Annotated in this window: 23 protein-coding genes; 10 read left to right on the plus strand and 13 right to left on the minus strand. The window is 73.7% G+C overall.

The genetic code is table 11. From position 1 onward, the window contains the following. Positions 1-171: 171 nt before the first annotated feature. The 4 genes from ABD369_RS31715 to ABD369_RS31730 all read left to right on the plus strand — a co-directional run bounded on the left by ABD369_RS31715 (position 172) and on the right by ABD369_RS31730 (position 3,720). Positions 172-816 (plus strand): hypothetical protein, encoded by a 645-nt coding sequence (locus ABD369_RS31715; RefSeq protein ID WP_344640046.1) that lies wholly within the window; start codon positions 172-174, stop codon positions 814-816. Positions 817-1,126: 310 nt separating this feature from the next. Beyond that, the gene (locus ABD369_RS31720; protein ID WP_344640047.1) at positions 1,127-1,903 is read left to right on the plus strand and encodes a LamB/YcsF family protein; all 777 of its coding nucleotides are present in this window, start codon (positions 1,127-1,129) and stop codon (positions 1,901-1,903) included. Positions 1,904-2,072: 169 nt separating this feature from the next. After that, complete coding sequence (pxpB, locus tag ABD369_RS31725; RefSeq protein ID WP_344640048.1) at positions 2,073-2,753, plus strand: 5-oxoprolinase subunit PxpB; 681 nt, start codon at positions 2,073-2,075, stop codon at positions 2,751-2,753. An 85-nt stretch (positions 2,754-2,838) separates the two neighbouring features. Beyond that, entirely contained in the window at positions 2,839-3,720 is an 882-nt protein-coding gene (locus ABD369_RS31730; RefSeq protein ID WP_344640049.1) for a 5-oxoprolinase subunit C family protein, read from the plus strand. Positions 3,721-3,935: 215 nt separating this feature from the next. Here the strand turns inward: ABD369_RS31730 and ABD369_RS31735 are convergent, their stop codons facing one another. The 6 genes from ABD369_RS31735 to ABD369_RS31760 form a co-directional block, all read right to left on the minus strand. Beyond that, positions 3,936-5,234: an RNA polymerase sigma factor gene (locus ABD369_RS31735; protein ID WP_344640050.1), complete on the minus strand. Its 1,299-nt coding sequence runs from the start codon at positions 5,232-5,234 to the stop codon at positions 3,936-3,938. A 32-nt stretch (positions 5,235-5,266) separates the two neighbouring features. Then, positions 5,267-5,614 (minus strand): YciI family protein, encoded by a 348-nt coding sequence (locus ABD369_RS31740; protein WP_344640051.1) that lies wholly within the window; start codon positions 5,612-5,614, stop codon positions 5,267-5,269. Between the two features lie 472 nt (positions 5,615-6,086). Beyond that, entirely contained in the window at positions 6,087-6,464 is a 378-nt protein-coding gene (locus ABD369_RS31745) for a hypothetical protein (protein ID WP_344640052.1), read from the minus strand. Between the two features lie 179 nt (positions 6,465-6,643). After that, positions 6,644-7,423 (minus strand): DUF1775 domain-containing protein, encoded by a 780-nt coding sequence (locus ABD369_RS31750; protein WP_344640053.1) that lies wholly within the window; start codon positions 7,421-7,423, stop codon positions 6,644-6,646. A gap of 264 nt (positions 7,424-7,687) precedes the next feature. Beyond that, complete coding sequence (locus ABD369_RS31755; RefSeq protein ID WP_344640054.1) at positions 7,688-9,148, minus strand: HEAT repeat domain-containing protein; 1,461 nt, start codon at positions 9,146-9,148, stop codon at positions 7,688-7,690. 332 nt (positions 9,149-9,480) lie between these two features. Continuing rightward, positions 9,481-10,947, minus strand: a complete 1,467-nt coding sequence (locus tag ABD369_RS31760) for a DNA-binding protein NsdB (protein WP_344640055.1) — start codon at positions 10,945-10,947, stop codon at positions 9,481-9,483. A gap of 540 nt (positions 10,948-11,487) precedes the next feature. On the opposite strand from ABD369_RS31760, the gene ABD369_RS31765 reads away from it, so the two are divergent. Next, a complete protein-coding gene (locus tag ABD369_RS31765) occupies positions 11,488-12,648 on the plus strand; it encodes an aminoglycoside phosphotransferase family protein (protein ID WP_344640056.1) in 1,161 nt (386 codons plus the stop codon). A 267-nt stretch (positions 12,649-12,915) separates the two neighbouring features. Here ABD369_RS31765 and ABD369_RS31770 read toward each other — a convergent pair whose 3' ends face one another. From ABD369_RS31770 to ABD369_RS31780, 3 genes are all read right to left on the minus strand, one after another. After that, positions 12,916-14,160 (minus strand): acyl-CoA dehydrogenase family protein, encoded by a 1,245-nt coding sequence (locus tag ABD369_RS31770; protein WP_344640057.1) that lies wholly within the window; start codon positions 14,158-14,160, stop codon positions 12,916-12,918. A 341-nt stretch (positions 14,161-14,501) separates the two neighbouring features. After that, positions 14,502-14,996: a hypothetical protein gene (locus tag ABD369_RS31775; RefSeq protein ID WP_344640058.1), complete on the minus strand. Its 495-nt coding sequence runs from the start codon at positions 14,994-14,996 to the stop codon at positions 14,502-14,504. Positions 14,997-15,851: 855 nt separating this feature from the next. Further along, positions 15,852-16,109 carry a DUF397 domain-containing protein gene (locus tag ABD369_RS31780; protein WP_344640059.1) on the minus strand — a complete coding sequence of 86 codons (258 nt, stop codon included), beginning with the start codon at positions 16,107-16,109 and terminating at the stop codon, positions 15,852-15,854. Positions 16,110-16,550: 441 nt separating this feature from the next. Here ABD369_RS31780 and ABD369_RS31785 point away from each other — a divergent pair, with 441 nt between their 5' ends. Then, positions 16,551-17,063: a PTS-dependent dihydroxyacetone kinase phosphotransferase subunit DhaM gene (locus ABD369_RS31785; RefSeq protein WP_344640060.1), complete on the plus strand. Its 513-nt coding sequence runs from the start codon at positions 16,551-16,553 to the stop codon at positions 17,061-17,063. Between the two features lie 61 nt (positions 17,064-17,124). On the opposite strand, the gene ABD369_RS31790 is transcribed toward ABD369_RS31785, so the two are convergent. Both ABD369_RS31790 and ABD369_RS31795 read right to left on the minus strand, forming a co-directional pair. Further along, positions 17,125-17,604, minus strand: coding sequence for an NUDIX hydrolase (locus tag ABD369_RS31790; protein ID WP_344640061.1), 480 nt, complete (start codon positions 17,602-17,604; stop codon positions 17,125-17,127). Between the two features lie 116 nt (positions 17,605-17,720). Continuing rightward, complete coding sequence (locus tag ABD369_RS31795; protein ID WP_344640062.1) at positions 17,721-17,972, minus strand: hypothetical protein; 252 nt, start codon at positions 17,970-17,972, stop codon at positions 17,721-17,723. A gap of 534 nt (positions 17,973-18,506) precedes the next feature. On the opposite strand from ABD369_RS31795, the gene ABD369_RS31800 reads away from it, so the two are divergent. Then, positions 18,507-19,505 carry a polysaccharide deacetylase family protein gene (locus ABD369_RS31800; RefSeq protein WP_344640063.1) on the plus strand — a complete coding sequence of 333 codons (999 nt, stop codon included), beginning with the start codon at positions 18,507-18,509 and terminating at the stop codon, positions 19,503-19,505. 75 nt (positions 19,506-19,580) lie between these two features. Here the strand turns inward: ABD369_RS31800 and ABD369_RS31805 are convergent, their stop codons facing one another. Then, positions 19,581-20,363: a glutamate racemase gene (locus tag ABD369_RS31805; protein ID WP_344640064.1), complete on the minus strand. Its 783-nt coding sequence runs from the start codon at positions 20,361-20,363 to the stop codon at positions 19,581-19,583. A 207-nt stretch (positions 20,364-20,570) separates the two neighbouring features. Between ABD369_RS31805 and ABD369_RS31810 the strand changes: the two genes are divergently transcribed. After that, positions 20,571-21,710, plus strand: coding sequence for a glycosyltransferase (locus ABD369_RS31810; protein ID WP_344640065.1), 1,140 nt, complete (start codon positions 20,571-20,573; stop codon positions 21,708-21,710). Positions 21,711-21,811: 101 nt separating this feature from the next. Continuing rightward, complete coding sequence (locus ABD369_RS31815) at positions 21,812-22,594, plus strand: SAM-dependent methyltransferase (protein ID WP_344640066.1); 783 nt, start codon at positions 21,812-21,814, stop codon at positions 22,592-22,594. A gap of 15 nt (positions 22,595-22,609) precedes the next feature. Here ABD369_RS31815 and ABD369_RS31820 read toward each other — a convergent pair whose 3' ends face one another. Continuing rightward, positions 22,610-23,260: a DsbA family protein gene (locus tag ABD369_RS31820; RefSeq protein WP_344640067.1), complete on the minus strand. Its 651-nt coding sequence runs from the start codon at positions 23,258-23,260 to the stop codon at positions 22,610-22,612. 372 nt (positions 23,261-23,632) lie between these two features. Here ABD369_RS31820 and mscL point away from each other — a divergent pair, with 372 nt between their 5' ends. Further along, complete coding sequence (mscL, locus tag ABD369_RS31825; protein ID WP_344640068.1) at positions 23,633-24,076, plus strand: large conductance mechanosensitive channel protein MscL; 444 nt, start codon at positions 23,633-23,635, stop codon at positions 24,074-24,076. Positions 24,077-24,198 lie beyond the last annotated feature (122 nt).

The raw sequence follows: 24,198 nt of genomic DNA on the forward strand, positions 1-24,198 counted from the left end.
TCGCACCGGCAAGGTCCGAAACGAGTCCGGCCATCCCGGACGCCGGGGACGCGAAAGGCGCCCACAGTGAAGTTGAACGCGTTCAATTCCAGGTCTACAGTCGGCTGCGGAGCGGCCGGACGATGTCCTCCGGCCGCCGCTCGGACAGGTTCGGACAGGTGGGGGCTTGGTATGGGAAACCTGGATGGTGCCGCGACGGCCGGCGAGCGGGTACTGCGCGGGGATGGCGGGGACGGCGGGCGCCGGGGCGGGGGTGGTGCGGCCGACTGCGGGGGTGCCGCAGCCGCGGGCAGTGCGGCCGGAGCCGGTGAGCTGCGCCGGATCAGGACCTGGCTGTGGATCTTCGTGGTCTGCCTGGTGCTGAGCGGGCTGACCGCCTTCCCGCTGCAGACCGAGTCACGCTGGCTGGCCGAGCTGATCGGCGGCTCACCGGTCGGCCACGCCTTCCCGGCGGCGACCGCCTGGGCGGAGCGGATCCGCGACGGGCTGGCCGACACCAACGCCCGCTACCCCTTCCTCGCCTACGGCACCGACTGGCTCGCCTTCGCGCACCTGGTGATCGCGGCGGCCTTCTGGGGACCGATCCAGAACCCGGTGCGCAACGTCTGGGTGGTCAGGTGGGCGGTGACCGCCTGCGCCGGGATCATTCCGCTGGCGCTGATCTGCGGCCCACTGCGCGGCATTCCGCTGGCATGGAGATTCGTCGATATGTCTTTCGGCGTGGTGGGCGTGGTGCCGCTGCTGATCGTGCTGCGCGCGATCCGGCGACTCGAGCGGGCGGCCACCACGGCGCCGGGTACCCCACTGACAGCCTGACCGCGCCCCGTCGGCAGCCCGGCCCCTGGGGTGCGGACCGCGGACGGGGCTCGGGGGACGGGGCGCGTGTCCGTCGACGGACGGCGAGTGGCGCCGCGGTGAGCCGGTGGGCCGCCCTCGTACCAGCTTCCGCACAGCGGAGCAGCCCGTGCACCTGGACGGCTATCCATCGGTTGGGGGAGCGCGCGAGGGCCCGTCGCACGCTCCGTCGCCGGGTCACACTCACCCCTGCCACCGGCCAGGCCCTACGATCAACCCGAACAGCGGGCGTGGGCAGACGCGGCAGCATGACGCGGGAGGCGGGCGTGGCGTGGCCGATGCGGTGATCGATCTCAATGCGGATCTCGGCGAGGGGTTCGGACGCTGGGACCTGACCGACGACGAGGCCCTGCTCTCCGTAGTCACCAGCGCCAACGTGGCCTGCGGTTTCCATGCCGGCGACCCCTCGATCATGCGCCGGGTCTGCGCGCTGGCCGCCGAGCGCGGGGTACGCATCGGCGCCCAAGTCTCCTACCGCGACCTCGCAGGTTTCGGCCGCCGGGCGATGGACGTACCGCCGGAGGAACTGGCCGACGAGATCGCCTACCAGATCGGCGCTCTCCAGGTCTTCGCCCGAGCGGCCGGTTCCCGGGTCTCGTACGTGAAGCCGCACGGCGCGCTCTACAACAAGGTGGTGGGCGATTCCGAGCAGGCCGAGGCGGTGGTGGCCGGGGTGCTGCGGGCGGGAGCGGTGTGCGACGGGCCGCTGCCCGTGCTCGGCCTCCCCGGGTCCCGGCTACTGGCGGTGGCCGAGGGCGTCGGACTGCCGGTGGTCGCCGAGGCGTTCGCCGACCGGGCGTACACCTGGGCGGGCACCCTGGTCCCGCGGCGCGACCCGGACGCCGTGGTGCACGACCCGGAGGCAGTGATCGCGCGCGCCGTCGGCATCGCCAGGGACGGCCTGATCACCGCCGTCGGCGGGGAACCCGTCGCCGTCGAGGCCCGTTCGCTCTGCGTGCACGGCGACACCCCGGGCGCGGCCCAACTCGCCTGGCGAGTACGCGGAGCGCTGGCCTCTGCCGGCGTACGGGTCGAACCGTTCGCCTGACACACCCCGGCACGGGCAACGGCGCGGGCTGACAGGCGGACAAGCGGACCAGCAGGGGTGGGCGACCGGTACGGGCACGGACACGGTACGGACGCGGGCACGGGCACGGGCACGGCCAGGAAGCGGCGGTTGGTGGCTATGGCGGGGGTAGCGGAACATGGCAGAAGGTTTGACGTTACGTCAGGTCGGCGAGGACGCACTGCTCGTGGAGGCCGACCGGATCGAGCGGGTGACCGCCCTGTACATCGAGCTGCTGGCCCGGCGGGACGAACTCCCGGAGATAGCCGAGATCGTGCCCGCCGCGCGCACCGTCCTGCTGGACGGCGTCACCGACCGCCCGCTACTGCTACGGAAGTTGGCCGAGTGGACGGTTCCGCTGCACCCGGCCGCCGAGGGCCCGCTGGTCGAGGTGCCGACGGTCTACGACGGCGCCGATCTGGCCGAGATCGCGGCGCGTTGGGGCGTCTCGCCTGAGGCGGCGGTGCGGATCCACAGCGAACCGGAGTACCGGGTGGCGTTCTGCGGCTTCGCCCCGGGCTTCGGCTATCTGACCGGTCTGCCCGAATGCTATGAACTGCCCCGCCGCGAGACCCCGCGCAGCTCCGTGCCGGCCGGATCGGTCGCGCTGGCAGGCTCGTTCACCGGGGTCTACCCGCACTCCTCCCCCGGCGGCTGGCAGCTCCTCGGCCGCACCACGCTGACGCTCTGGGACGTCCGGCGCGACCCTCCCGCCCTGCTCGCCCCGGGCGTCCGGGTACGGTTCGTCCCGGTTCCGGACACCCTGAGCGGCAGTCGCCTCCCACCGGCGGGCAGCCGGGCAACGAGCGGCCGGGCAACGGACCACCGATGAGCGGGCGCCCGTTGAGCGGCCGACCGCAGGCACCGGCAGGCCTGCTCCCGCCGACCAGCCACCCGACGGACCAGGAGGAGGCTCGTTGAACGGCCTGCTCGTCGTGCGCCCCGGCCCGCTGACAACGGTCCAGGACCTCGGGCGGCGTGGTGTGGCACACCTCGGCGTACCGCGCGGCGGCGCACTGGACGAGCCCGCCCTGCGGACGGCGAACCGGCTGGTCGGCAACCCGTCGGGCACGGCGGCTCTGGAGACCACCGTGGGCGGCGTCGCGGTGAAGGCCCTCTCCCCGCTGCTCGTCGCGGTTACCGGCGCGCCCGCACCCGTGCGGATGGACGGGCGTCCGACCGCGTGGGGTGCGCCGGTCGCGGTACCGGCGGGGGCGGTGGTCGAGGTCGGGCCCGCCACGTACGGCGTGCGCAGCTATCTGGCGGTGGCCGGCGGGCTCGCGGTGTCCGAGGTGTTCGGCAGCCGCTCGACCGATCTGCTGTCCGGGCTCGGCCCCGCACCGCTGGCGGCCGGCCAGGTGCTGCCGGTCGGACCGGCGGTCGGGCCCTACCCCGCGGTGGACGTGGCCCCGCTGCCCGCTCCCCCGGTCGAACTGGTGCTACGCCTGCGCCCGGGCCCGAGGGCCGACTGGTTCACCGCCGAGGCGCTCGCGGGGCTGGCGCGCGCCCGCTACCGGGTGGCGACGGCCAGCAACCGGATCGCGCTGCGCACGGAGGGACCGGCGCTGGCCAGAACCCGCGAGGACGAACTCCCCAGCGAGGGAGTGATGTTGGGGTCGGTACAGGTCCCGCCGAACGGCCTTCCGGTGATCTTCCTCGCCGACCACCCGACCACCGGTGGCTACCCGGTGATCGGTGTCGTCCCGGCCACCGACCTCGCCGCAGCCGCCCAGGCCCGCCCCGGCACCCCGCTGCGGTTCGCCCCGCTGCGCGGCCCCCGGGTCCGGCCCGGCACCTGAGACGAGGGCGGGCAAGCCCCAGGGCCGGCAAGAGAGCAGCACCACGGGCTCCTGCCAGCAGTCGAAGCGGTTCAACGGCCTGCCGCGATGTGGTCAGGTGCTGCGCCGGGGAGGTGCCCGGTGGGCCGCACACCGTCGCCGGTGCCTGCGGCCGGGCCGGTCGGAGGCCGCGGCCCGCCGTCGCCCCGCCGCCCGAGCCGCGTCCGGCGGCCGGGCTACTCCCCCAACTCGGCGAGCCGACGCTCCAGTTCGGCCCGCTCGACCGCGTTGCCGGTCAGCGACAGTGCGTGCTGGTAGGCCCGGGCCGCGCCCTCGCGGTCTCCGACCTGCCGCAGCAGCTCGGCGTGGGCCGCGTGCAGCGGCTGGTAGCGCGCCAGCCGGGAGTCGTCGAGCAGCGGTGCGAGCACCTCCAGGCCGGCCGAGGGGCCGGCCGCCCGGGCGAGCGCGACCGCGCGGTTGACCTCGATCACCGGTGAGGGTGACAGGCGGCCGAGTGCCAGGTACAGCCCGGCGATTCGCGCCCAATCGGTCTGCTCGGCTCTGGGTGCCTCGACGTGCAGCGCGGCGATCGCGGCCTGCAACTGGTACGGGCCCGGGCGGCGCAGCGCCATCGCGGCGTCGAGCGTGCCGAGCCCCTCCCGGATCCGGCCCCGGTCCCACCGGGACCGGTCCTGCCGGTCCAGCGGGACGTAGCGGCCGTCGGCGTCGAGCCTGGCGTCGCGGCGGGCGTCGTGCAGCAGCATCAGCGCCAGCAGACCGCGCACCTCGGCGTCCTCGGGCATCAGGGCAGCGAGCAGCCGCCCCAGCCGGATCGCCTCACCGCACAGCTCGCCCCGGACCAACCGGTCGCCCTCCGCCGCTCCGTACCCCTCGTTGAATATCAGGTACACCACGGACAGCACGCCCTCCAGCCGCCCGGGCAGCGCCGCACCGCTCGGCACCCGGTACGGGATGCCGGCTTCGGCGATCTTGCGTTTGGCCCGTACCAGTCGCTGGGCCATCGTGGTCTCGGAGACCAGGAAGGCCCGGGCGATCTCCCCGGTGCTCAGGCCGCCGAGCGTCTTCAGTGTCAGCGCCACCCGGGCGGGCATCGCGAGGGCGGGGTGGCAGCAGGTGAAGATCAACCGCAGTCGGTCGTCGACGACCTCACCGCCCTCGTCGGCTCCGTGTTCCGGGCGGTGCTCCTGGGCGTCGAGGCGCGCGAGCTCGGCCAGCCGTGCGGCGCGGTCGGCGATAGCCCGTTCGCGCCGCAGCCGGTCGATCGCCTTGCGGCGCGCGGTCACGGTGATCCACGCTCCCGGATTGGCCGGGATGCCGTCCTCGGACCAGGCGGCGAGCGCGGCCGCGAACGCGTCCTGAACGGCGTCCTCGGCGAGCTGGAAGTCGCCGAGGTGCCGGATCAACGTGGCCAGCACCGCACCCTGTTCGGCGCGGAAGGTGCGTTCGACGGCGGCGGCCGGACCAGCCGGTGCCACAGGCTCTGCGGCCGGCCGCCACGCGTCGTTCGAGCTCACGCCCTATCCCACTCCTGTCCTGCCGCGGCCGCCTAGGCCTGGCCCCAGACCGGCCGCACCTCGACCGAACCATAGCTGCTGCTCGGCATCCGCGCGGCCCATTCCAGTGCGACGTCGAGATCGGGCGCCTCGATCAGGAAGTAGCCGGCCAGGTACTCCTTGGTCTCCGCGAACGGCCCGTCGGTCAGCTGGGTCTCACCGCCCCGCACCCGGACGGTCGTCGCCGCGTCAGGTCCGGCGAGTCCGTCGTTGGCGAGGAACAGTCCGGCCTCCTTGAGGTCCTGGTCGTACCGCATCCATCGGGCGTGCTGCTCCCGCATCTCCTCGGGCGCGGGGCCGCCCTTGGTCGGCAGATAGTTCAGCAGCATGTACTTGGGCATCGTGACTCCTCGGTCGGTATCGGCCTGGTCGGTATCGGCCGCTCGTTCGGCGGCCTCATCCAGGACGACGCCGCAGGTCCGCCGGATTCGACACCCCCGGAGAAGTTTTTTTCGGATTCTCGGAAATCCGATGGCCTTCGGACGCCGATCCGGTGGCCGGGGCCGCTCCGGCTCCGGTCACCGGGCAAGCCGGTGGCTGGGCCGACCGCGGCGGCACCGAGGTCGGACGACACGGCCCGCACGCTACCGAGCCCACTTGCCGGACCGTGTTCCGACAGGCCGTGCGTCGGTCCGGCGCCACCCGATCGCGCCGCGCGCCGACCTCTGGCGGTCATCCGGGACCGGGAGGTCCTCGCCACCGTCGTAGCGGATCCCGTCGAACCGCTCCGGCACCCGCGGATCGCCTCGGTCCGCGGCATCGAGTCAGCGCGGTCCGACCCCTCCAGCGGGCACCACATCCACCGGGAGCCGGTCAGTTCCTCCGGAGCGCCGCGAGGAACGCGTCAGGCATTTCGAGACTCAGGCGCAACTCCCGCAGCCGCACCGGGAACTGGACCGCGTATCCGCGTACCGCGGGGTCGATTCCCAGCCGGACCAGCCCCCTCGACGAGCCGTTGACCAGCCAGTGACCGGCGAAGCCGTGCACGCCCCAACCGGTGACCCAGCCGCTGTCCGGTCCGGCTGATCGGATCGCGTCCAACGGGATCCGCGCGCGAAAGGCCCAGCCGATCCGCACCGTGACCGCGCCGTCCCCGACCCGGACACCCGCCCGGCGCCGCCCGAGACCGACCATGGTGGCCAACGGGAGGAACCAGCTGTCGTAGCGCAGTGGGAACTCGGAGATCGTCACCCTGCCAGCCTCGCACAACACCGGGCCACAGAACGGCAGTTCGAGCCGTCCTGACGCTCTGTTGACGCGCGCGACCGCTTCAACGCCTCCCGGCAGGCGCGATCCGAGCCGGACTCGCGGCCCGGGGCGCCCGGCTCGGACCTACGTCGCTCTGCGGCGCACCCGGCTTGCCGCGCGCCTCAGTTCCCGGCAGCGCGGCGGCGCCACCAGACCATGCCGCCGACGGCCGCGGCCAGCACCACCACCACCGTGATGACCACGGGAACACTGCTGGAGGACGAGCCGCTGCCGGATGCCTTCGCCGTGGCCGAGGCGGAGGCGGGCGCCGCAGCGGACGCGGACGCGGAAACAGGAGCGGACGCGCCAGTCGAGGCGCCAGCCGAACCGGCGGTGGTGGCCGGGGCGGTGGCGGTCGGCGTGGCGGGCACAGCCGACGGGTCGGCCGGCAGCGGGGTGGCTCCGGGGGCTGCGGCCGCCAACTTGAGTACGGGCGCCGGATGTTCCGGGGTGGCCCCGCCCTGCGGGAGTTCGATCCAGCGGTCGACGTGGCCGTCCGTGTAGGTCACCAGCGACTTGAACACCAGCTCCTTGGCGTCCGGCAGCTGCCGCACCTTGATCTTGTAGCCGGCGGCCTTCGACGGCGCCAGCGCGGGGCCGGCGACGGTGTAGCCGTCGGCGGAGGGCGTGAGCATCCACCCCTGCGGTCCTTCGGTGAGCGTCACGTCCCCGGGCGCGATACCTGCCGGCAGTGCGACGCGGATCTGGCTGATGCCCGCCGTGTCCGACTCGCCCTCCGCATTGAACGAGACGACCGCGCCGACGGCGAGCGCCTGGGCCCCGTCCGACTCGACCTCGACATGCGCCGACGCGGGGCCCGTCAGTGCGAGCACACCGGCCAGGGCGGCGATCGGAGTGACGACACGGGCCAGGACCCGGGAACGGGAACGGGAACGGTTCATGAGGACAGCTGCTCCAGGAGGCACGGGGCTCGGGTACGGGACGGAGCCCATGGACGGCCGCGGACGGATCGGCCGGACAGCCCCGCCATCATGCCCCACCCGGTGCCGTACCGGGTACAGGGCCTCCACGCGCCGTCGGCGCTCCCGAACCACCGTCGATCTGGCCTCCGGACGCCCGCGCACACCCGCACACTCCCCAGTGTGCCCCGGTGCGCCCACCGCGCGCTGCCGCACGCCCCCGGCGTACGCCTCCGTACGATCCCGTCAGGTACGGTCCCGCGCGGTCAGCCGCCCGCGAACCGCGGCGTGGACCTCGGCCTCCTCGGCCGGGTCGGCGGCGAGGCGGCGCAGGCGCTCCAGCACCCGGACGTCACCGGTGGTGGTGACGTGACGGGCGGCGAGTTCGCGGGTGGACTCCTCGCAGTCCCAGAGGCACTCGACGGCGATACCCCGGGCGAAGTGCGGGTCGGTCACGGCGAGGGCCTGGGCCGCTCGGCCGCGCAGCTCGGAGGAGGCCGCCTCACCGTAGATGTGGCGCAGGGCGGGTACGGCGTGCGCGGCGGCCAGCCGCCCCGCTCCGTCGACCAGGGCGCCGAGCCCGGCACCGGTCACCCCGCGGACCGAGAGCCAACGGCGCAGCGCGGCGACCACCAGCGGGCCGTCGCAGGGTTCCCCGGTGTCGGCCAGCAGTTGCACGGCCGCCTCACCGAGGACGCTGTCGGCGCCACCGTTGTCCGGATCCGCCCAGCGGCGGGCGTGGCCCAGGACCTCGGGGCCGCGCATCCGCTTGACCAGTTCCAGTGCGGCGCAGACGATCCGCTCGTCGATGTCTGCGGCGGCGGTCTCGATCAGGGCGGCCGCCCCGGGATCCTGCTGGTCGACCAGATAACGCAGGGCGGCGATCCGGGCGCCGGGGGCGCCGTCGAGGGCGGCCTCCAGCACGGCGTCGTGGTCCTCCGGGCGGCGGACCACGGCGGCGAGGCAGCGGGCGGCCGCCGCGGCCCTGCGGGCCAGCGCTCCGCCTTCCGGAGGTTCGCCGGTCACCGCGGCCGCGCCCGGCTCCGACCGGTCGGCCCAGGCGAGCACGTCGGCGGTGCTCCAGCCCGGAGTGACACCGCTGCGGTTGAGCTGGCGCTGCCAGAGGTCGAACGGGGACTGCTCGCTCGCAGCGGCGACCCGCGGGTAGTGGGCGGCCCACAGCCGCCACGGCCTCGGTTCGTACGCGGAGCGGATCGCGGCACGCAGCTCGGCCTCGCCGCGCTCGTCCTCCGGGAAGCGGGCCAGCACGGCGGGTGCGAGCGAGAGCAGCGAGCGGTCGTCGTCGCGCAGCGCCAGCTCGTCCAGGGCCCAGGCCCAGTTGGCGCCGACGGCGGTGTAGCCGCGCAGCAGGTCGAGGGCGTCGCGGCGCCCGTAGGCGGCGAGGTGGCCGAGCACCGCGAGGGCGAGGCCGGTGCGACCCTCGTCCTGGTCGAAGACGTCGGCGGGGTCGTGCAGATGCTGCTCGAGGCCGGTGAGCGGAGCCTCCAGCTCCATGTACAGCCGGGCGTAGTAGAGGGAGCGGTTCTCGACCTGCCAATCGGCACGCGGGTCGCAGGTGACACATTCCTCAAGGGCGGCGAGCGCCTCGGCACGGTCGGCTGCCAGCGCATGCAGCTGCCCGTCACCGCGGCCCCGCTGGAGGAGGCCGAGGAGGCTGGCGCTGGGCGCTATCACTGGCTCGAACATGAGGTCAGCATCCGTTGCGGCGGTCGTCGTGGGCAACGGGATTTCCGTCGCCGGGGGTTAACTGGTCGGTCGTGCAAGGGCGCCCCGGGCGCCGGAATCACCGAAGGTTACCGCCTGGGCGCTCCTTACGCACACAGGACCGAGCAGGACTACCCGCGGTCCGACGCCGGAACACCGGAAGCGGTCCATCCGCACCGATCCCACCCGGAACGGTACCGAAATCTTCCGACGACGCACCCTGTTCGCACACAACTCCAGATATCGAAGCGGCGCGGCAGCGACTGGATCAAGCCACTACCGCGCCTCCACCGGAATACCGCCCGCGGACCCTGTCAGATCGTGCGGGGCTTCGGCGGCATCACCGAATGGATCTCGTCCCGCAGCTCCGCCACCGCCGGGACGCCCTGGTACTTCGCCGACAGCCGGTACATCTCTCGCAGCCGGTCCCAGGTCCGCATCGAGGAGGTCTGGTTGATCGCCGCCAGCGCCATCTTGGCCTGCACCTGGGCCTCGTCCGGCTCGCCGGAGATCCAGTAGACCGAGGCGAGGGTGATCCGGTCCATCAGGGCGGAGCGCTCCCGGCCGCTCATGGCCCGCTTCTCGATCGCTCGGCGCGCGTGCAGCTCGGCCAACTTGGCCGCGCCCGGGTCGTGCTCGGCGAGCGTCCGGTAGACCAAGGCCTGCATACCGTGCAGCTCGGCCTCGTCGAAGAGCAGCATCCAGCTCGGTGCCGGGTCGTCGGCCGGCTGGACGAAGAGCTTCTCGGCCTCGCCCAGCACCCTCCTGGTGGCCTCCGAGCGGCCGAGCGAGGCCTGGGCCCAGGCCTCGATGGTGCGCAGCATCGCCCTGGTCTGCGGCAGGGCGCGGTCACCGCTGCTGGCCTGGGCGAGCTGCATCAGCTCCAGGGCGTCGTCGGCCCGGCCGAGGTGCAGCATCTGGCGGGCCGCACGGGAGACCGCCTCTCCTGCCCGGGGACGGTCCCCGGCCTCCCGGGCGGCCTGGGCTGCGATCACGAAGTACCGCTGCGCGGTGGGTTCGAGGCCCACGTCGTGCGACATCCAGCCGGCCAGCACCGAGAGGTTGGCGGCGACCGTCCACAGCCGCTGCTTCACCCCGGGGTTCAGCTCGTGCGTCAGCAGGCCGCCCACCTCGTTCAACTGGCCGACCACCGCCTTGCGTTGGAGGCCGCCGCCGCGGGAGGCGTCCCAGGCCCGGAACACCTCGACCGAGAGCTCGAGCGCGGCCACCTCGTCGGCGCCGACCGGACCGGGTTCATAGACGTTCACCACAGGGTTGGCGCCGCCCTGGGCGATCACTTTCCGAGGCCCGGGACGTTCCGCCGCGTACGCCACGTCGGGGCCACTGAGCCAGTCGTACAGATTGTCGGCGATGACGGCACCGGCCGTGAGCGCGGCTGACGCCCCCACAAATCCGCGTCGGTTGAGCATGAGGTCCATTCCCGTGAACTCGGTGAGGACCGCGGCCGTCCGATCCGACTCCCAGGGTTCTGCCGACGGCGTCGTTCCGGACCTGGTTCGCCGGTGTCGTTCCAGACCGAGGTCCTCAGTGGTGACGACACGGCCGAGCCGCTCCGTGAACACGGCAGCCAGCAGTCTCGGCACGGGATCGCGCGGGATCTCCCCCTGCTCGATCCAGCGCCGGACCCGCGAGGTGTCGGTGGACAGCTGCTGCTGGCCCATGGCCGCACCCCGCCGGTTGACCAGCCTGGCCAATTCGCCCTTGGACCAGCCGGTCAGGGCGAAGAGGTCGGCGAGTCTGGCGTTCGGCTCCTTGCTCACGTGAAGCCCCCAGGTTCCTCGGCTGGCTTCGACACTAGTAGCTGTGTCATGTGCCACGCGACCATTCGCCATGCTTCGCCAGGGTCCGCCACATGGTGTACCAGTGGCGATCGGGTGTCAGGTAGGAGTGCGCCACCTCGACTCCGGGTCAAGGCGGCCGAGGCCCGGTCAGCACACCAGCTGACCGGTCGTCGGCGACCTCTCCCGTGGCCTCGTCGGAAGGGGTGGCGCGGCCGGGTGGCGCGCAGGCGCCGGGCACGGCCACGGCGGCTGCGGCCTCCGCACTTCCCCAGGGTGCGGACGGCCCGCCACCGCCGCCGCGGGCTCCCACAGCCGTACCGTCCGTGCCCGGCGCCTGCGTTCCACCCCGGAAGACCGGTCGGCAGTCGGGTGCATGGACGCCACGCGTCCGACTGCCGACCGGTCGGAGCCCTGACGGCGCGCCAGGACCCGCGCCACCGGGGCAGTCCGTACACGTCAGGGCGTCGGCTCTCACCGGCAGGGGCCACCGATCGGCCAGGAAGGGACTCTCACCACCCCATGTACTCCTCAGCCACCAGCGGCACCACCCAGACCCGCACCGCGCTGCGTCCCCCCAACGCAGCGGCCGGCGGCCGGCCCGCGCAGGGCCCGGTTCCGCGTGGTGCCGAACTCCGCGACCCGCGTGTACTGGCGGGCCGCGGCCCGGTCGGACAGGTCCCGCTCCGTCCGGCCGACCAGCTGGCCGGGCGCCCCGGTGCCGACCGGCTGCTGCGCGGCCGGCACCTGGACCCTTCGGTGGACCGGGTCGACCCGGCCGCCCTGCAGACGCCGGCCGTGCGGGCGGTGCTGGCCAACATCTCGCGGATATGTCCCGCCTTCCTCCCCCGCCAGGTGCTCCGGGAGGGCAGCCAGCACATCCTGATCGCCGGCACCATCGGCCGGGCCCCCGTGGTCGCCAAGTGCGTGTCGCCGCAGGCCCTGCGCAGTGAGCAGCACGTCCAGCTGGTCGAACGCTTCCACCACGAGGTGGCGGTCTACCGGGCCTTCGTCCGGCACCGTCCGCCGGTCCGGCTGCCGCGGCTGGTCGCGGCCGACCACGACCGCTGCGTCCTGGTGCTGGAGCGGGTCCCGGGCCGTCCGGCCTCGCGGGAGCGGCACCCGGTCAACGCGCCGACCCCCGGCGAGGTGCGCGCGGTGCTCGGCGCGGTCCGGACGCTCAACCTGTGGCGCCCGCCGATGGACGTCTTCGGCAAGCCGCTCGACTACCAGCTGGAGGTCGCCAGGTTCCACTCGGTCGGGCAGCTGACCGACCGCGACGCGGGCGACCTGCGCCAGCTGCTGCACGGGGTCCAGCACACCTCCTGGCAGCTCTGCCATGGTGACGCGCTCCTCGGCAACATCCTGCTGGCGCCGTCGGGTCCGGTCCTGCTCGACTGGGAGCAGGCCGGCTGGTACCTGCCCGGGTACGACCTCGCCGTGCTGTGGAGCGTCCTCTCCGGGGACACCGCCGCCCGCCGCCAGATCAGCCAACTCGCCCAGTCCGGCGGGACGGTGGCGCGGGACGCATTCCTGGTGAACCTGGTGCTGGTGCTGATGCGGGAGATCCGGCTGCACGACGTGCCGGGCGCGGGCGAGGAGCAGCGCATCATGATCCGGCGGCTGTACGACGACGCCGCGCTCGCCCGTCGGGCGGTCCGTGCGGCGGTCGGTACTCGCTGAACCTCCCTCCCGGGCGTACCGGGAGGGCAGGCACTCCGGGCGCGTGGGGAGGGCAACTGCCCTTCAGGCGAGTGGGGTTGCTTTCCGGGGCGCGGGGCTCTGATCGGTCAGCCCCGCGCTCCCGGGCGGCGCGACCGGCTTCGGGACTGTTTCGGCTTGCGGCCTTCGGCTCTGCGCCGGGTCCTGCGCCCCCGGCGGGATCGCCCTTCCGTACGCCCCCGGAAAGCAACTTCGCGCCCCGGATGGTCTGCGCGCCTCTCGGATGCCTCAGTGCGCCCGGCGCGTGCCGCGTTCCAGAGCGACGCACCCGAGCGCGTCGAGCACCACTTCCTCGGCCGGGAAGTAGACCCGGCCGCTGAGGATGTCGCGCAGATGGCGCTCCAGCGGGTGGCGGCGGCTGAGTCCGGGATTCCCGGCGAGCGCGACGGCCTGCTGAACGGCTGTGGTGGCGGTGCGGTTGACGGTCAGCTGGGCCGCGGCGGCGCGGTTCACGGCCGTCGGCTCGCCCCGGTCGACCCCGGCGGCCAGACCGCTCACCAGTTCCTCGGCGGCAATCAGCGAGCTCTCCATCTCGCCGAGCGCGGTCCGGTAGCGGGGCAGGTTCGCGAGGGAGTGCCCTTCCCCCGGTCTCCGAGGCCCGGAAACCGGGGGAAGCTCCGTCAGGTTGGCGGGGGGCTTCCGGTCGAGGAAGCGGACCAGCCAGCCCTGCGCCGCACGCGCCACGCCCAGGAGGACGGCGGACAGCGCGAGGTCGCGCCAGGCCAGGTCGAGCCGCTCGGCCGCGAGAACGGCCTCCGAACGCGGTCCGCCCGCCTCGGCCAGCCCGACGGCGGCCTCGACCGGCACCCGCACCCCGTCGAACAGCACGTCGTGCCCGGCGCTGGCACGCAGCCCGAGCTGGTCCCAGACCGGGTCGATCTCGATACCCTCGGCGTCACCGCGGACCAGGAACAGACCGGTCCGCGGAGCCGGTTCGTCGGTCCTGGCCCATACCGCCATCCAGGCCAGTGCCTCGGACCCGGCGCAGTACGTCTTCCGACCGTGCAGCACCCAGCTCCCGTCGGCCGCCCGCCGGGCCACCGTGGCGGGCAGGCCCAATCCGCCGCCGGGCTCGGTGCGCAGGGTGTCGACCAGCGCGGGCCCGCGCCGGGACTCAGCCAGCAGCTTGCGGTAGACCGGGGCAGGCCAGCGGGGCGCTCTGGCCTGCTCGGCGTGCTGGAGCAGGGTGAAGGCTGCGAGCACCGCCACCGAGGCGTCGCCGCGCCCGAGTTGGCCCAGCACCCGGACGGTGTCGGCGAGCGTTCCGCCCGGGCCGCCGTACCGCGGGGCCAGCGTCAGGGTGAGCAGCCCGGCCTCGTGCAGGGCTTCGACGCCCTGGTACGGGAAGGTGGCGTCCCGGTCGTGCTCCTCGGCGCGGGCGGCGAGCAGGTCGACCACCCGGGGCAGCCGGGCGAGGGCCTCGGCGACAGTTGACGGGACGTCGGTCGGAAGATCGGCGGAGCGGGTGGTCATGGTGCTGTGGCCTCCAGGGCGGCAGCGTGAACCTCAGCAGACTTCGATGGCACACCGGCCGGCGTGCGATTTCGGACGCGGCGCCCCGAAACATGGCAGCCCGGCCGATCGGTTCGGCCGGGCACGCGCCGCCTGCGGAACGGAAGGTTCCCCCTCAGCGGCTTCGACACGCCGCGCTCGCGGTTCGCCGCAGGTCGAGACGGCTGCGACGGGTCAGCGGCGGGCGACGACACGACATGCTGGTGACTGTACGAAGCGTTGATCGAAGCCGTCAAGCACGCCCGGGAGGCGGCGGAGCGCCCGCCCGGGCCGACCCCCGCCGCAGCGGTGTCGGGGGCGGATCAGCCCTGCTGGAACATCTCCGCGGGCAGCGGCTTCAGCAGCTGGTAGAGATCGTCCGAAATCGGCCGGTCCCAGGAGGCGATGGTGACCTGGACGCCGTCGCTGCGCCCGAACTGGGCGCAGAACACCCGCTCCTCGCTGACCTTGACCTTCTTCACGATCAGCAGGTCGTCCCCGAGCATGACCGGGAAGTCCTCGGCCGAGACGAACTCGACCGGCTCGTCGTTCTCCAGTGCCTCGAGCAGCTGATGGACCTCGAACGGGACTCCGTCGGCCGCGTCCCTGGCCGGAGAGCCCTCCGGCAGGTTGCCGATGAACATCGCCGGACCGCGGCCGCCGAACAGGTCGTACCGCAGGAAGATGCCCTGGCAGGAGCCGTCGGGGGCGCTCATCATCATGGCGCCGAAGTGGCCGGGCCAGTCTCCCGGGTCCATCGCGAGCACGTCGAAGTCCGGTCCTGCGGGCGAGCCGGAGCGACGGCGGAGAAATGACATGCCACCCATCGTACGTGCCTGTCAGCTGCCGCTTCACGGGGTGGGTGGGGGCGCGGCCGAGATCCACGCTCAGAGACCAATGTTGACTCTGAGCAACCACCCGGGCTACGTTCGGTTCTGCACGGCAGCCGCTGTGGAGTCGATCCACCGGGGGGCGGCATGTCGCGGCGCGCCCGCATGCGCGTTCCCTCGCTGTGCACATGCCGTACGACACACACCAGAACCGCCGGATCACTTCCAGCTGTCCACAGACCACCAACAGCAACGCACAACACCAGAAGCCAGGTTCGCGGGGCCCCAGGCCCGTCGCACTCGCGGACCTGCCCGGGACACCGCCGCGTGGGGGCGTGCGGATCCTGGGCACCGGTTCCACCGCCCGAGTCGCTCTTGGGCTGCTGGAGCCACGCCTCCCGGCGACTGCCGGCCTCTTCGGAGGTCGGGACCGGCCGACGCACCCGGGTGCGTTCGGGGATTCACCTACGGGAGGTGCTCGGCACTCGTGCCGGGCTGTACAGCAGGCGCCGTGTTCGGCCGCGTGGGGGCGGCCGTCACGGCGTCTGTTGTCTTTTCCTACTGTGAGCCGTTGCTTGTCCAGCAGTCAACGAGTTTTCGGCCGCCAGATTTATTCTCAGCCTCCGACGGGCAGCCGGCGATTCCCCCGCGGGCGCGCCCCGGACGGGTCGACCCGATCTCTCCAACTCCGCTGGGACGGAGCGGATCTGACATCTCCTCAGTCGACCTTCCGATCCGGCTGGCGGCCCTGGCCAAGTCGGTTCCTGAGCGGAACGGTCCGGTTCCGGTCGGATCGGCTCGATCCTCACCGGGACCGGAGCGTTCCGGACCGGTTGGTCCTGATCAGGTGAGGTCGAACTCGCCGTCCCTGGCTCCGAGTACGAAGGCGCGCCACTCCGCCGGCGTGAAGACGAGCACTGGCCCTTCCGGCTGCCGGCCGTCCCGCATCGCGATGTACCCCTCGACGAAGGCGATCTGCACATCGCCCACACCTTGGCTGCTTGAGAGCCACTCGGCGTCGGTGAGATCCAACTTCGGCTTCCGGCCGCCCTCCAGGGTCCCCGTGCCGCCGTTCTCCACGCTCGTCCCGCTAGTGGCCACCGCTGTGCTCCTCCCGACAAGTTCCGAAGCCCCAGGGTAGCCACGCCCGGCCCGCGCGGAAGGCCCTGTGTCCAGGTCTCCTCCGACCGGGGCCAGTCGACCGGTTCCGGCCGTGGCGGGGCGGGGACTGTGCTATCGGATGACACGGCCCCGGTTCACCCCGGCGGACGCGCCGGGCTGCGAGAGTGTTGGTCGCACGCCCCCATCACCTCGCCCTCGCTCCACCACCCTCAGGTCCCTCCCCGCTCACCGGCCCTACCAGGCCCGCCCGCCACTCCTGCCACCCACCTGCCGGCCCGTTGGCGAGCCGTACCACCCAAGCCCGCCGGCCCCTCCCCTACCAGCCCCTTCTCGCCCACCGACCCCACCAGCACCGCCCACCAGCCCTGACCCGCCCACCAGCCAGGCCCATTCCACGCCCCAGGCCGACAGGAGCAGCCGATGGACCGCCGGGACGCCCCCCAGGCCGACGTCATCCCGATCTCTTCCGCGCCGTCCGCGCCGCACGCCGAGACCCCGGCCGCGCGGCCGGGTCGGCCGACGGGACACGGCCGGGTCGGTGTGGTGCTGGTGTCGCACAGCGCCGAACTCGCCGCCGCCGCCGGCGCGCTGGCGGTGGCCCTGGCGCACAGCGAGGACCCGGCCCCGGTCGCCACCACCGGTGGCAGCCTGGGTGACGGCCCCGGCACCAGCGCGGTACTGATCGCCGCGGCCGCCCGCCGGGTCGACCAGGGCCACGGCGTCGCCGTCCTCTCCGACCTGGGCAGTGCGGTCACCACCGTCCTCGCCGTACTGGCCGAGGCGGACGAGCACGGGCTGCCCTTCCCGGTCCGCTTCGCCAATGCCCCGTTCGTCGAGGGCGCGGTCGCCGCGGTGGCCACCGCCACGGCCGGCGGCGACCTCTCGGCGGTCCTGGACGCGGCCGAGGAGATGTACCGCCAGCACAAGCTCTGAACGCCCCGCCGACGGCCACCGCCCGGAGCAACCGCTGGGCGTCCTGGAACCGGAGCAACCGCTAGGCGCCCGCGAAGCGGAAGGCGGTCGCGCCGTCGAAGGCCAGGGCGATGTCGATCCTGCGCCGGGTGTACTCGTCGAGCTCGGGCAGGGCGTCCAGCCGGAACCAGCCGACCTCGGTGGACTCGTCGTCGTTCACCCGCGCCTCGCCCGACACCGGACGGCAGCGGAAGGTCAGGTCCAGGTACTGGGCCTGGTCCCCGTTCGGGTACTGCTGCAGCTCGGAGACCGTCACCGAGGTGAGCGCCTCCGGCAGCACCGTCACTCCGGTCTCCTCGAGGCACTCCCGCACCATCGCGTCGGCGGGCTCCTCCCCCGGGTCGAGGATGCCGCCGATCAGCGCCCAGCGGCCGGTGTCGGACCTGAGGTTGAGCAGCAGCCGGTCCTGCTCGTCGACGACCACCGCGGTGACGGCGGAGAGCCAGAGCGGCCGGGTGCCGACGAAGGAACGGAGATCGGCGAGGAATGGAGGGATGGCCATGGGCAGACCTTACGCGCCGGGCGCTCCCCCGAACTCACCGAGAGCCCGCTGACGCCCCATCCGCCTCCTGCGCAACAGGTGCCTCCCGCAACCACGGGACGGCCAGGAGGCACGACTCAGGGCCCGGTGCTCCGGAACAGGGCCAGCGCCACCCGGGTGAGCAGCAGCACGCCTGCCGCCAGGCAGCCGGCCACCGCCATCGCCCAGGCCGGTCCGTCGCTCTCGGGGACCAGCACCGCCACCACGATCCCGGCAGCGACGCAGGCCGCGCCGACCGCACTGATCAGCAGTTGGTGCCGCTCCACGGCGCAGCCGCCGACCAGCCGCGCGAGACGGCCGCCCGGCTGCTCACGTTGGGTCTCGCCCATGGCACCCACGGTATACCCGAGCGGCTCGGCCCACCCGGTCCGTTCGGCCCGGCGGTCCACCGCTGGGGCGGCAGCGCGCCCCTGCCGGCGCCCCGTCGGAGTCCGGCGCGGTCCGACCCCAGCCCTGCCGGAGCCCGGCGCGTCCAGCGCGGCCGGAGCCCGGCGCGTCCAGCGCGGCCGCGAGTGCCGCCACGCGCCCCCGTATGAGCCCCGATGAGCTGCAGCGCGCCCCTTGAGCGTCCCTCGCACCGCCGTAAAAATCCATTGGCCGCCGTACAACCATCCGCGGGCCCGAGTGGTCTCCATTACATCGACCGAGCCACACCACCGATCCGACCCACCCGCCCGCTTCAACCGCGTCAGCCAGACCACTGCATCAGCTGGACCATCCAGGACCGTCCCCGGCGAGGGTTGGGAGTCCCCCCGTCGCGGGCCGGAGATCTCGGGTGCGGAGCCGCCGCGCCCTGGTGCCGGAGGCCTTGTGACGGCGCTCCGGCGGCGCCACCACGCCGCATCGGCGACCGAGGGGGACCTGTGCCGTATCCCGAATCCACCACCGTCAGCACCCGCCCCGGCGGCCCATCGCCGGCCGTCCTCCCCGCCGCTCCCCAGCCCGAGCGGGACCGGGGTGGCTGGCTGCGCTTCTCCCCCGTCCAGCCGTTCTTCCGGGCCCGCGCGGCGCAGCGCCTGGCCGTGCTCGCGTACCACGGGGTGACCGATCCGCGTTCCTTCGGCGCCCAGCTGGACCGGCTGCGCCGGCTCGCGACGCCGGTCTCGCTGCAGGCCGTGGAGCGGGCGATCTCCGAGGGCCGGCCACTGCCGCCGCGCAGTGTGCTGATCACCTTCGACGATGCCGACCGTACGGTGCTGACGCACGCGCTGCCGGCGCTCGCGGCGCGGCGGATCCCGGCGGCGGCCTTCGTGATCGCCGAGCTGATCGGCACCGACCGCCCGTTCTGGTGGCACGAGGCCGCGTTCCTGGCCCAGCACGGCGGTCAGGCGCGTTCGCTGTCGACCAGCGGCCGTCCCGACCAGTTGCTGGCGCGGCTGAAGGCGCTGCCCGATCCGGACCGCCGGCGGACACTGCACGAGCTGCGGGTCAGTGCCAGGCGCCGTCCGCCCGGCCAGGAGCAGCTCGCTCCGGAGGATCTGCGGGCGCTTCGGGCGGCGAAGGTCGCGATCGGCAACCACACCATGGGCCACCCGTGTCTGAGCCGGTGCGACGACGCGACGGTCGCCGCCGAGATCGTGGGCGCGCACCGGTCGCTCACCCAGTGGCTGGGCGAGCCGCCGACGGCCTTCGCCTACCCCAACGGCGGGTACGAGCCCCGGGCGGACTCGGTGCTGCGCGGGCTCGGCTACCGGTTGGGTTTCCTCTCCGACCACCGGCTCGGCCCCCGGCTGCCGGTCCATCCGCTGCGGATCAGCCGGCTGCAGGTGGACTCGACGACCTCGACCCGCCGGTTCGACACCATCCTCTCGGGGCTCGAACCGGCGGTGCAGCGCTGGCGCAGGCACCCCGACGGGGAGTGACCCGGGGCCCGCGGGCCGGGTCGCGCCGGGCGCGCCGGCCGGGAGCAAGTGCTCGGCCGAGCTCGGGACGGGTGCTCAGCCCGCGGCCGGGACGGGGGCGACCAGTGCCCGGCCCTGGGCGTAGTTCGAGGCGGCGGCGGGCAGCTCGGTGACGCGGCCGCTGTGCAGGACGGTGAGGGTGCCACCGCCGGTGGTGGACGCGGCGGAACCGATCCGCCGCAGGACCTGGGCGGCGACCGCGACGGCGGAGCCGAAGCAGACCGGTCCCGGGGCGCCCTGGCCGACGGCGGCCCGGATCCGGTCCTCGACCAGTTCGTAATGGGTGCAGCCGAGCACGATGGTGTCGGTGCCGGCGGGGGTGCGCGCGGCGGCGTTCGCGATGGCGGCGTCGATGGCGGCGTCGTCCCCGTGCTCGATGGCATCGGCCAGTCCGGGGCAGGCGATCTCGGTGATCTCCTCGGCTGCTCCGCCGAACTCCTCGATCAGCCGGCGCTGGTACGGGCTGCCGGTGGTGGAGGGAGTGGCCCAGATCGCGACCCGGCCGCCACCCGCGGCGGCCGGCTTGATCGCCGGTACGGTGCCGATCACCGGCAGGTCCGGCTCCAGTTCGACCCGCAGTGCCTCCAGGGCGCGTACCGAGGCGGTGTTGCAGGCGACCACCAGGGCGTCCGGGCGCTGTGCGGCGGCGGCCCGCGCGCAGGCGAGGGCGTGCGCCGTGACGTCCTCCGGTGTGCGCGGGCCCCAAGGCATGGTGTCGGGGGCGGAGGAGAGCACCAGGTCCGCGTCGGGCCGCAGGTGTCGCACGGCTGCCGCGGCGGCGAGCAGGCCGATTCCGGAGTCCATCAGTGCGATCTTCACAGGGCACGACTCTACTGGACTCCGCGCCGAGGCTTCGGGGAACGCCTCTGACCCACCGTCCGTCCCCGACGGCCCGGGCCTTCGGCAGGCCGACGCCGGAGCGGCACCTGGCCGCATCGGGCCCAGGACTCCCGGGTGCGCGCCACACCGAGAACGCGATCGCCGGTTGGGGGTGGGCGGGCGCCACCCGTGGGGCAGACTGCCGGGGTGACCGTACTGCGCTGGCTGTCGGTGGTGTCCCTGCTCGGTTGGCTCTATCTGGCCGCCGGCCACGGCAGGTTCTGGCGGACGGATCAGCGGCTGCCACCGCGCCGGCCGCCCGGCCGCCGGCCCGAGGTGGCGATCGTCGTCCCGGCACGCGACGAGGCGGAGGTGCTGCCGCTGAGCCTGCCGAGTCTGCTGGCGCAGAAGTACCCGGGCCGGGCGCGGGTGATCCTGGTGGACGACCACAGTGACGACGGCACGGGCGCGCTCGCCCGGCACCTCGCGGAGACCGGCGGACTGCCGCTGACCGTCACCACACCTCCCCCGCTGCCGTCCGGTTGGACCGGCAAGCTCTGGGCACTGCGGCACGGTGTCGAACTCGCCGGTCAGGTCGACTACCTACTGCTCACCGACGCGGACATCGCCCACGGTCCGGACTCGGTCGCCGACCTGGTCGCCGCCGCCGAGAGCAACGGGCTGGACCTGGTCTCGCAGATGGCCGGGCTGCGGGTCGCCACCGGCTGGGAGCGGCTGATCGTCCCGGCGTTCGTGTACTTCTTCGCGCAGCTGTACCCGTTCCGCTGGAGCAACCGTCCCGGGGCCCGGACGGCAGCGGCGGCGGGCGGCTGTTCGCTGGTCCGGCGGGAGGCGCTGGAGCGGGCGGGCGGGATCGCGGCGATCCGGGGCGCCGTGATCGACGACGTGTCGCTGGCCCGCGCGGTGAAGTCCACCGGCGGCCGCACCTGGCTGGGGCTGGCCGACCAGGTGGACAGCGTCCGCCCGTACCCGCGACTGGCCCAGCTGTGGCGGATGGTCTCGCGCAGCGCGTACACCCAGCTGCGGCACTCGCCCCTGCTGCTGGCCGGCACGGTGGCCGGGCTCGGACTGGTCTACCTGCTACCGCCGGCGGCGCTGCTGACCGGCCTGTCCACCGGGCGGGCCGGCCTCGCCGCGACCGGCGGGGCGGCCTGGGCGCTGATGGCGGGCACCTTCCTGCCGATGCTGCGCTACTACCGGCAGCCCGCCTGGTCCGCGCTGTTGCTCCCGTTCACGGCCCTGCTCTACCTGATGATGACGGTGGACTCGGCGGTCCAGCACTGGCGCGGCCGGGGCGCGGCATGGAAGGGCCGGACGTACCGGTGAGAGCGGTGCCGACGACGGGCGGCGCCGCTCCGGGAGCCGGGCGGAACGCGGTTCGACGAAACTCGGTTCACAACCGGGCCGTGTCGGCGCAGACTTTCCCGATGGACCGTCATCTGATCTCCCGTATCGCGCACGCCGAACACCCCATCGCGGCGCCGCTCTCCGACGAGTCGGTGCGAGGGCTGCTGGACCGCGTCCTCGGTGCCGGTGCCCGGCGCATGCTGGATCTCGGCTGCGGGGAGGGCGCCTGGCTGCTGCGCGCCCTGGCCGCGCGGCCGGAGCTGCACGCCGTCGGCGTGGACCTGGACGCCCGAGGCCTGGCCCGGGCCCAGCAGGCGGCCGCTGTGCTCGGGGTGTCGCAGCGGATCGGGCTGCACCACCGGGACGCCCGCGAGTTCAACCATCCGGAGCTCTTCGACGCGGTGCTGTGCGTGGGTTCGACGCACGCCTTCGGCGGTCTGCTGCCGACGCTCACGGCGATCGACCGGCAGCTGGCGCCGGGCGGCGTGGCGCTGGTCGGCGAGGGGTTCTGGGAGCGGGAGCCGACCGAGGCCGCACTGGCGGGCCTGGGCGGAGCGTCCGCCACGGACTACGACGACCTGGCGACCACCGTCGACCGGGTCACGGCCGCCGGGTGGACGCCGGTGTACGGGCATGTCAGCAGCCGGTCCGAGTGGGACGACTACGAGTTCTGCTGGACCGGCTCGCTCGCGGCCTGGGCGCTGGACCACCCCGAGGCCCCGGACAGCGCGGAGGCGGCGGCGGTGGCCGCCGAGCACCGCGCGGAGTGGCTCGGCGGCTACCGGGGCACGTTCGGGTTCGTCACCCTGGCGCTGCGGCGGACGGCCGACCCGGGCACGGGCGGTACCGGCACCGCCCGCTAGCCGGGGGCGCGGCGCTCAGGACCGGGCGATCAGGTCGTCCAGGACCTCCGGCATCCGCTCCACGCCGCCCGCGCGGCTCGGGGAGGTACGGAAGCGGCCGCCCCGCACCATGACGGTCGGCACCTCCTTCACCTCGTACCTGACCAGCAGGTCGGACGCACCCCTGGTGGCCCGGTCGACCTCCGGCGAGCGGTAGGCCGCGCGGAACGCCCGGGCGTCGAGGCCCTGACGCCGCGCCCAGTCGGCGGCCTGCTCCTCACCGGCCAGGTCCTCGCCCTGGTCCCGCACGGCGCGGAAGGCGGCGAGCTGCAGGCGGTCCACCTCGCCGAGCTTCTCCAGGGTGTAGTACAGCCGGGCGTGCGCCAGCTGGGCCCGCTCGTCGGGCCCGCCGGACCAGACTGCGGGGACCCGGCGCAGCGTCACGTCCCCGTGGTGCCGGTCAGCCCACTGCTCCAGTGGCTGCTCCAGCTGGTAGGAGTGCGGGCAGCCGTACCAGAAGAACTCGACGGCCTCCCGGCGCTCCACGGCCCGGACCGGTCGCGGGTGGTCGAGGTGGGCGAACTGGGCTCCGTCGTGCGGGACTTCGGGGGCGGCGGCGGCGGAGGGGCCGGTGAGCAGTCCACCGGCGAGGGCGAGCAGGGCGGCGGTGCGCAGCAGAGGGTTCATGGACGTCACCCTGCCAGTCACGGAGAGCGACCGGCCAGCCACCGGTCGGGGCGTTGAGGGTCATTCACCTGATCAGAGCAGTTTGAAAGCGCCTCGGCCCGCATGTCCGTCCAGCTCCGCACGGCGGCTCCCCGGCAGTACCCGCCTCCGGGGCCGTGGCGGCAGTGCGGCACCTGACGCCCTCACTCCCGCGGCGCGGCCTCCCACCCGGTCGCCCCTGGGGCCGGGACCCTCGTTCGAAGCCGGGACAGAGTTGCGACGGTTAGCCAGTTCAGGTGAACTCAGCTGGACCACAAGGGTGTTGGATCGGCAGGATCGTCAGCCGGGCCCGTCGGCCCCGCTCCCCTGCCCGCCCCGAGTTTGGAGTTCCCGGTGTTCAAGGGTTTCCGCAGCTTCCTGCTGCGCGGAAACGTCGTCGACCTGGCCGTCGGCATCGTCATCGGTGCAGCCTTCACCGCCGTCGTCACCGGGTTCGTCACGGCCTTCCTCACCCCGCTGGTCGGAGTCGCGACCGGTGCCGTGGGCGACTTCAGCCAGAACCACTTCTCGGTCGCGGGGACCACCTTCCCGTACGGCGCCTTCCTGAACGCGCTGATCAGCTTTGTGCTGATCGCCACCGTGATCTACTTCTTCGTGGTGGTGCCGGTCGGCCGGCTGCAGGACCGCTTCTACCCGGCGAAGGACGTCCCCGTCGCCAAGACCGACTGCCCCGCGTGTCTGAGCTCGGTCCCGGTCGCCGCCACCCGCTGTGCGCACTGCACCTCGGAGCTCGCCGGTCAGCCCGGAGTGCCGGCCCAGACGGCGCAGAACCGCTGACCTCGGCGCACGTCTGTTGACGAGCGCTCAGCCCCCGGCATCCGCGCCCTGTGACCAGGGTACGGGCGCCGGGGGCTTGCCGACGACCTCCGCACGCCCTCGGTTCGCGACCAGCACACTGG

Origin of the sequence: Kitasatospora cystarginea, from assembly GCF_039533515.1 — a bacterium.
Lineage (GTDB): Bacteria > Actinomycetota > Actinomycetes > Streptomycetales > Streptomycetaceae > Kitasatospora > Kitasatospora cystarginea.

Coding starts and splice junctions, on each gene's coding strand:
- ABD369_RS31715 (WP_344640046.1), top strand. CDS start 172: ATGGGAAACCTGGATGGTGCCGCGACGGCCGGCGAGCGGGTACTGCGC.
- ABD369_RS31740 (WP_344640051.1), bottom strand. CDS start 5,614: ATGCCCAAGTACATGCTGCTGAACTATCTGCCGACCAAGGGCGGCCCC.
- ABD369_RS31750 (WP_344640053.1), bottom strand. CDS start 7,423: ATGAACCGTTCCCGTTCCCGTTCCCGGGTCCTGGCCCGTGTCGTCACT.
- ABD369_RS31755 (WP_344640054.1), bottom strand. CDS start 9,148: ATGTTCGAGCCAGTGATAGCGCCCAGCGCCAGCCTCCTCGGCCTCCTC.
- ABD369_RS31765 (WP_344640056.1), top strand. CDS start 11,488: ATGTACTCCTCAGCCACCAGCGGCACCACCCAGACCCGCACCGCGCTG.
- ABD369_RS31770 (WP_344640057.1), bottom strand. CDS start 14,160: ATGACCACCCGCTCCGCCGATCTTCCGACCGACGTCCCGTCAACTGTC.
- ABD369_RS31775 (WP_344640058.1), bottom strand. CDS start 14,996: ATGTCATTTCTCCGCCGTCGCTCCGGCTCGCCCGCAGGACCGGACTTC.
- ABD369_RS31785 (WP_344640060.1), top strand. CDS start 16,551: ATGGACCGCCGGGACGCCCCCCAGGCCGACGTCATCCCGATCTCTTCC.
- ABD369_RS31790 (WP_344640061.1), bottom strand. CDS start 17,604: ATGGCCATCCCTCCATTCCTCGCCGATCTCCGTTCCTTCGTCGGCACC.
- ABD369_RS31795 (WP_344640062.1), bottom strand. CDS start 17,972: ATGGGCGAGACCCAACGTGAGCAGCCGGGCGGCCGTCTCGCGCGGCTG.
- ABD369_RS31815 (WP_344640066.1), top strand. CDS start 21,812: ATGGACCGTCATCTGATCTCCCGTATCGCGCACGCCGAACACCCCATC.
- ABD369_RS31820 (WP_344640067.1), bottom strand. CDS start 23,260: ATGAACCCTCTGCTGCGCACCGCCGCCCTGCTCGCCCTCGCCGGTGGA.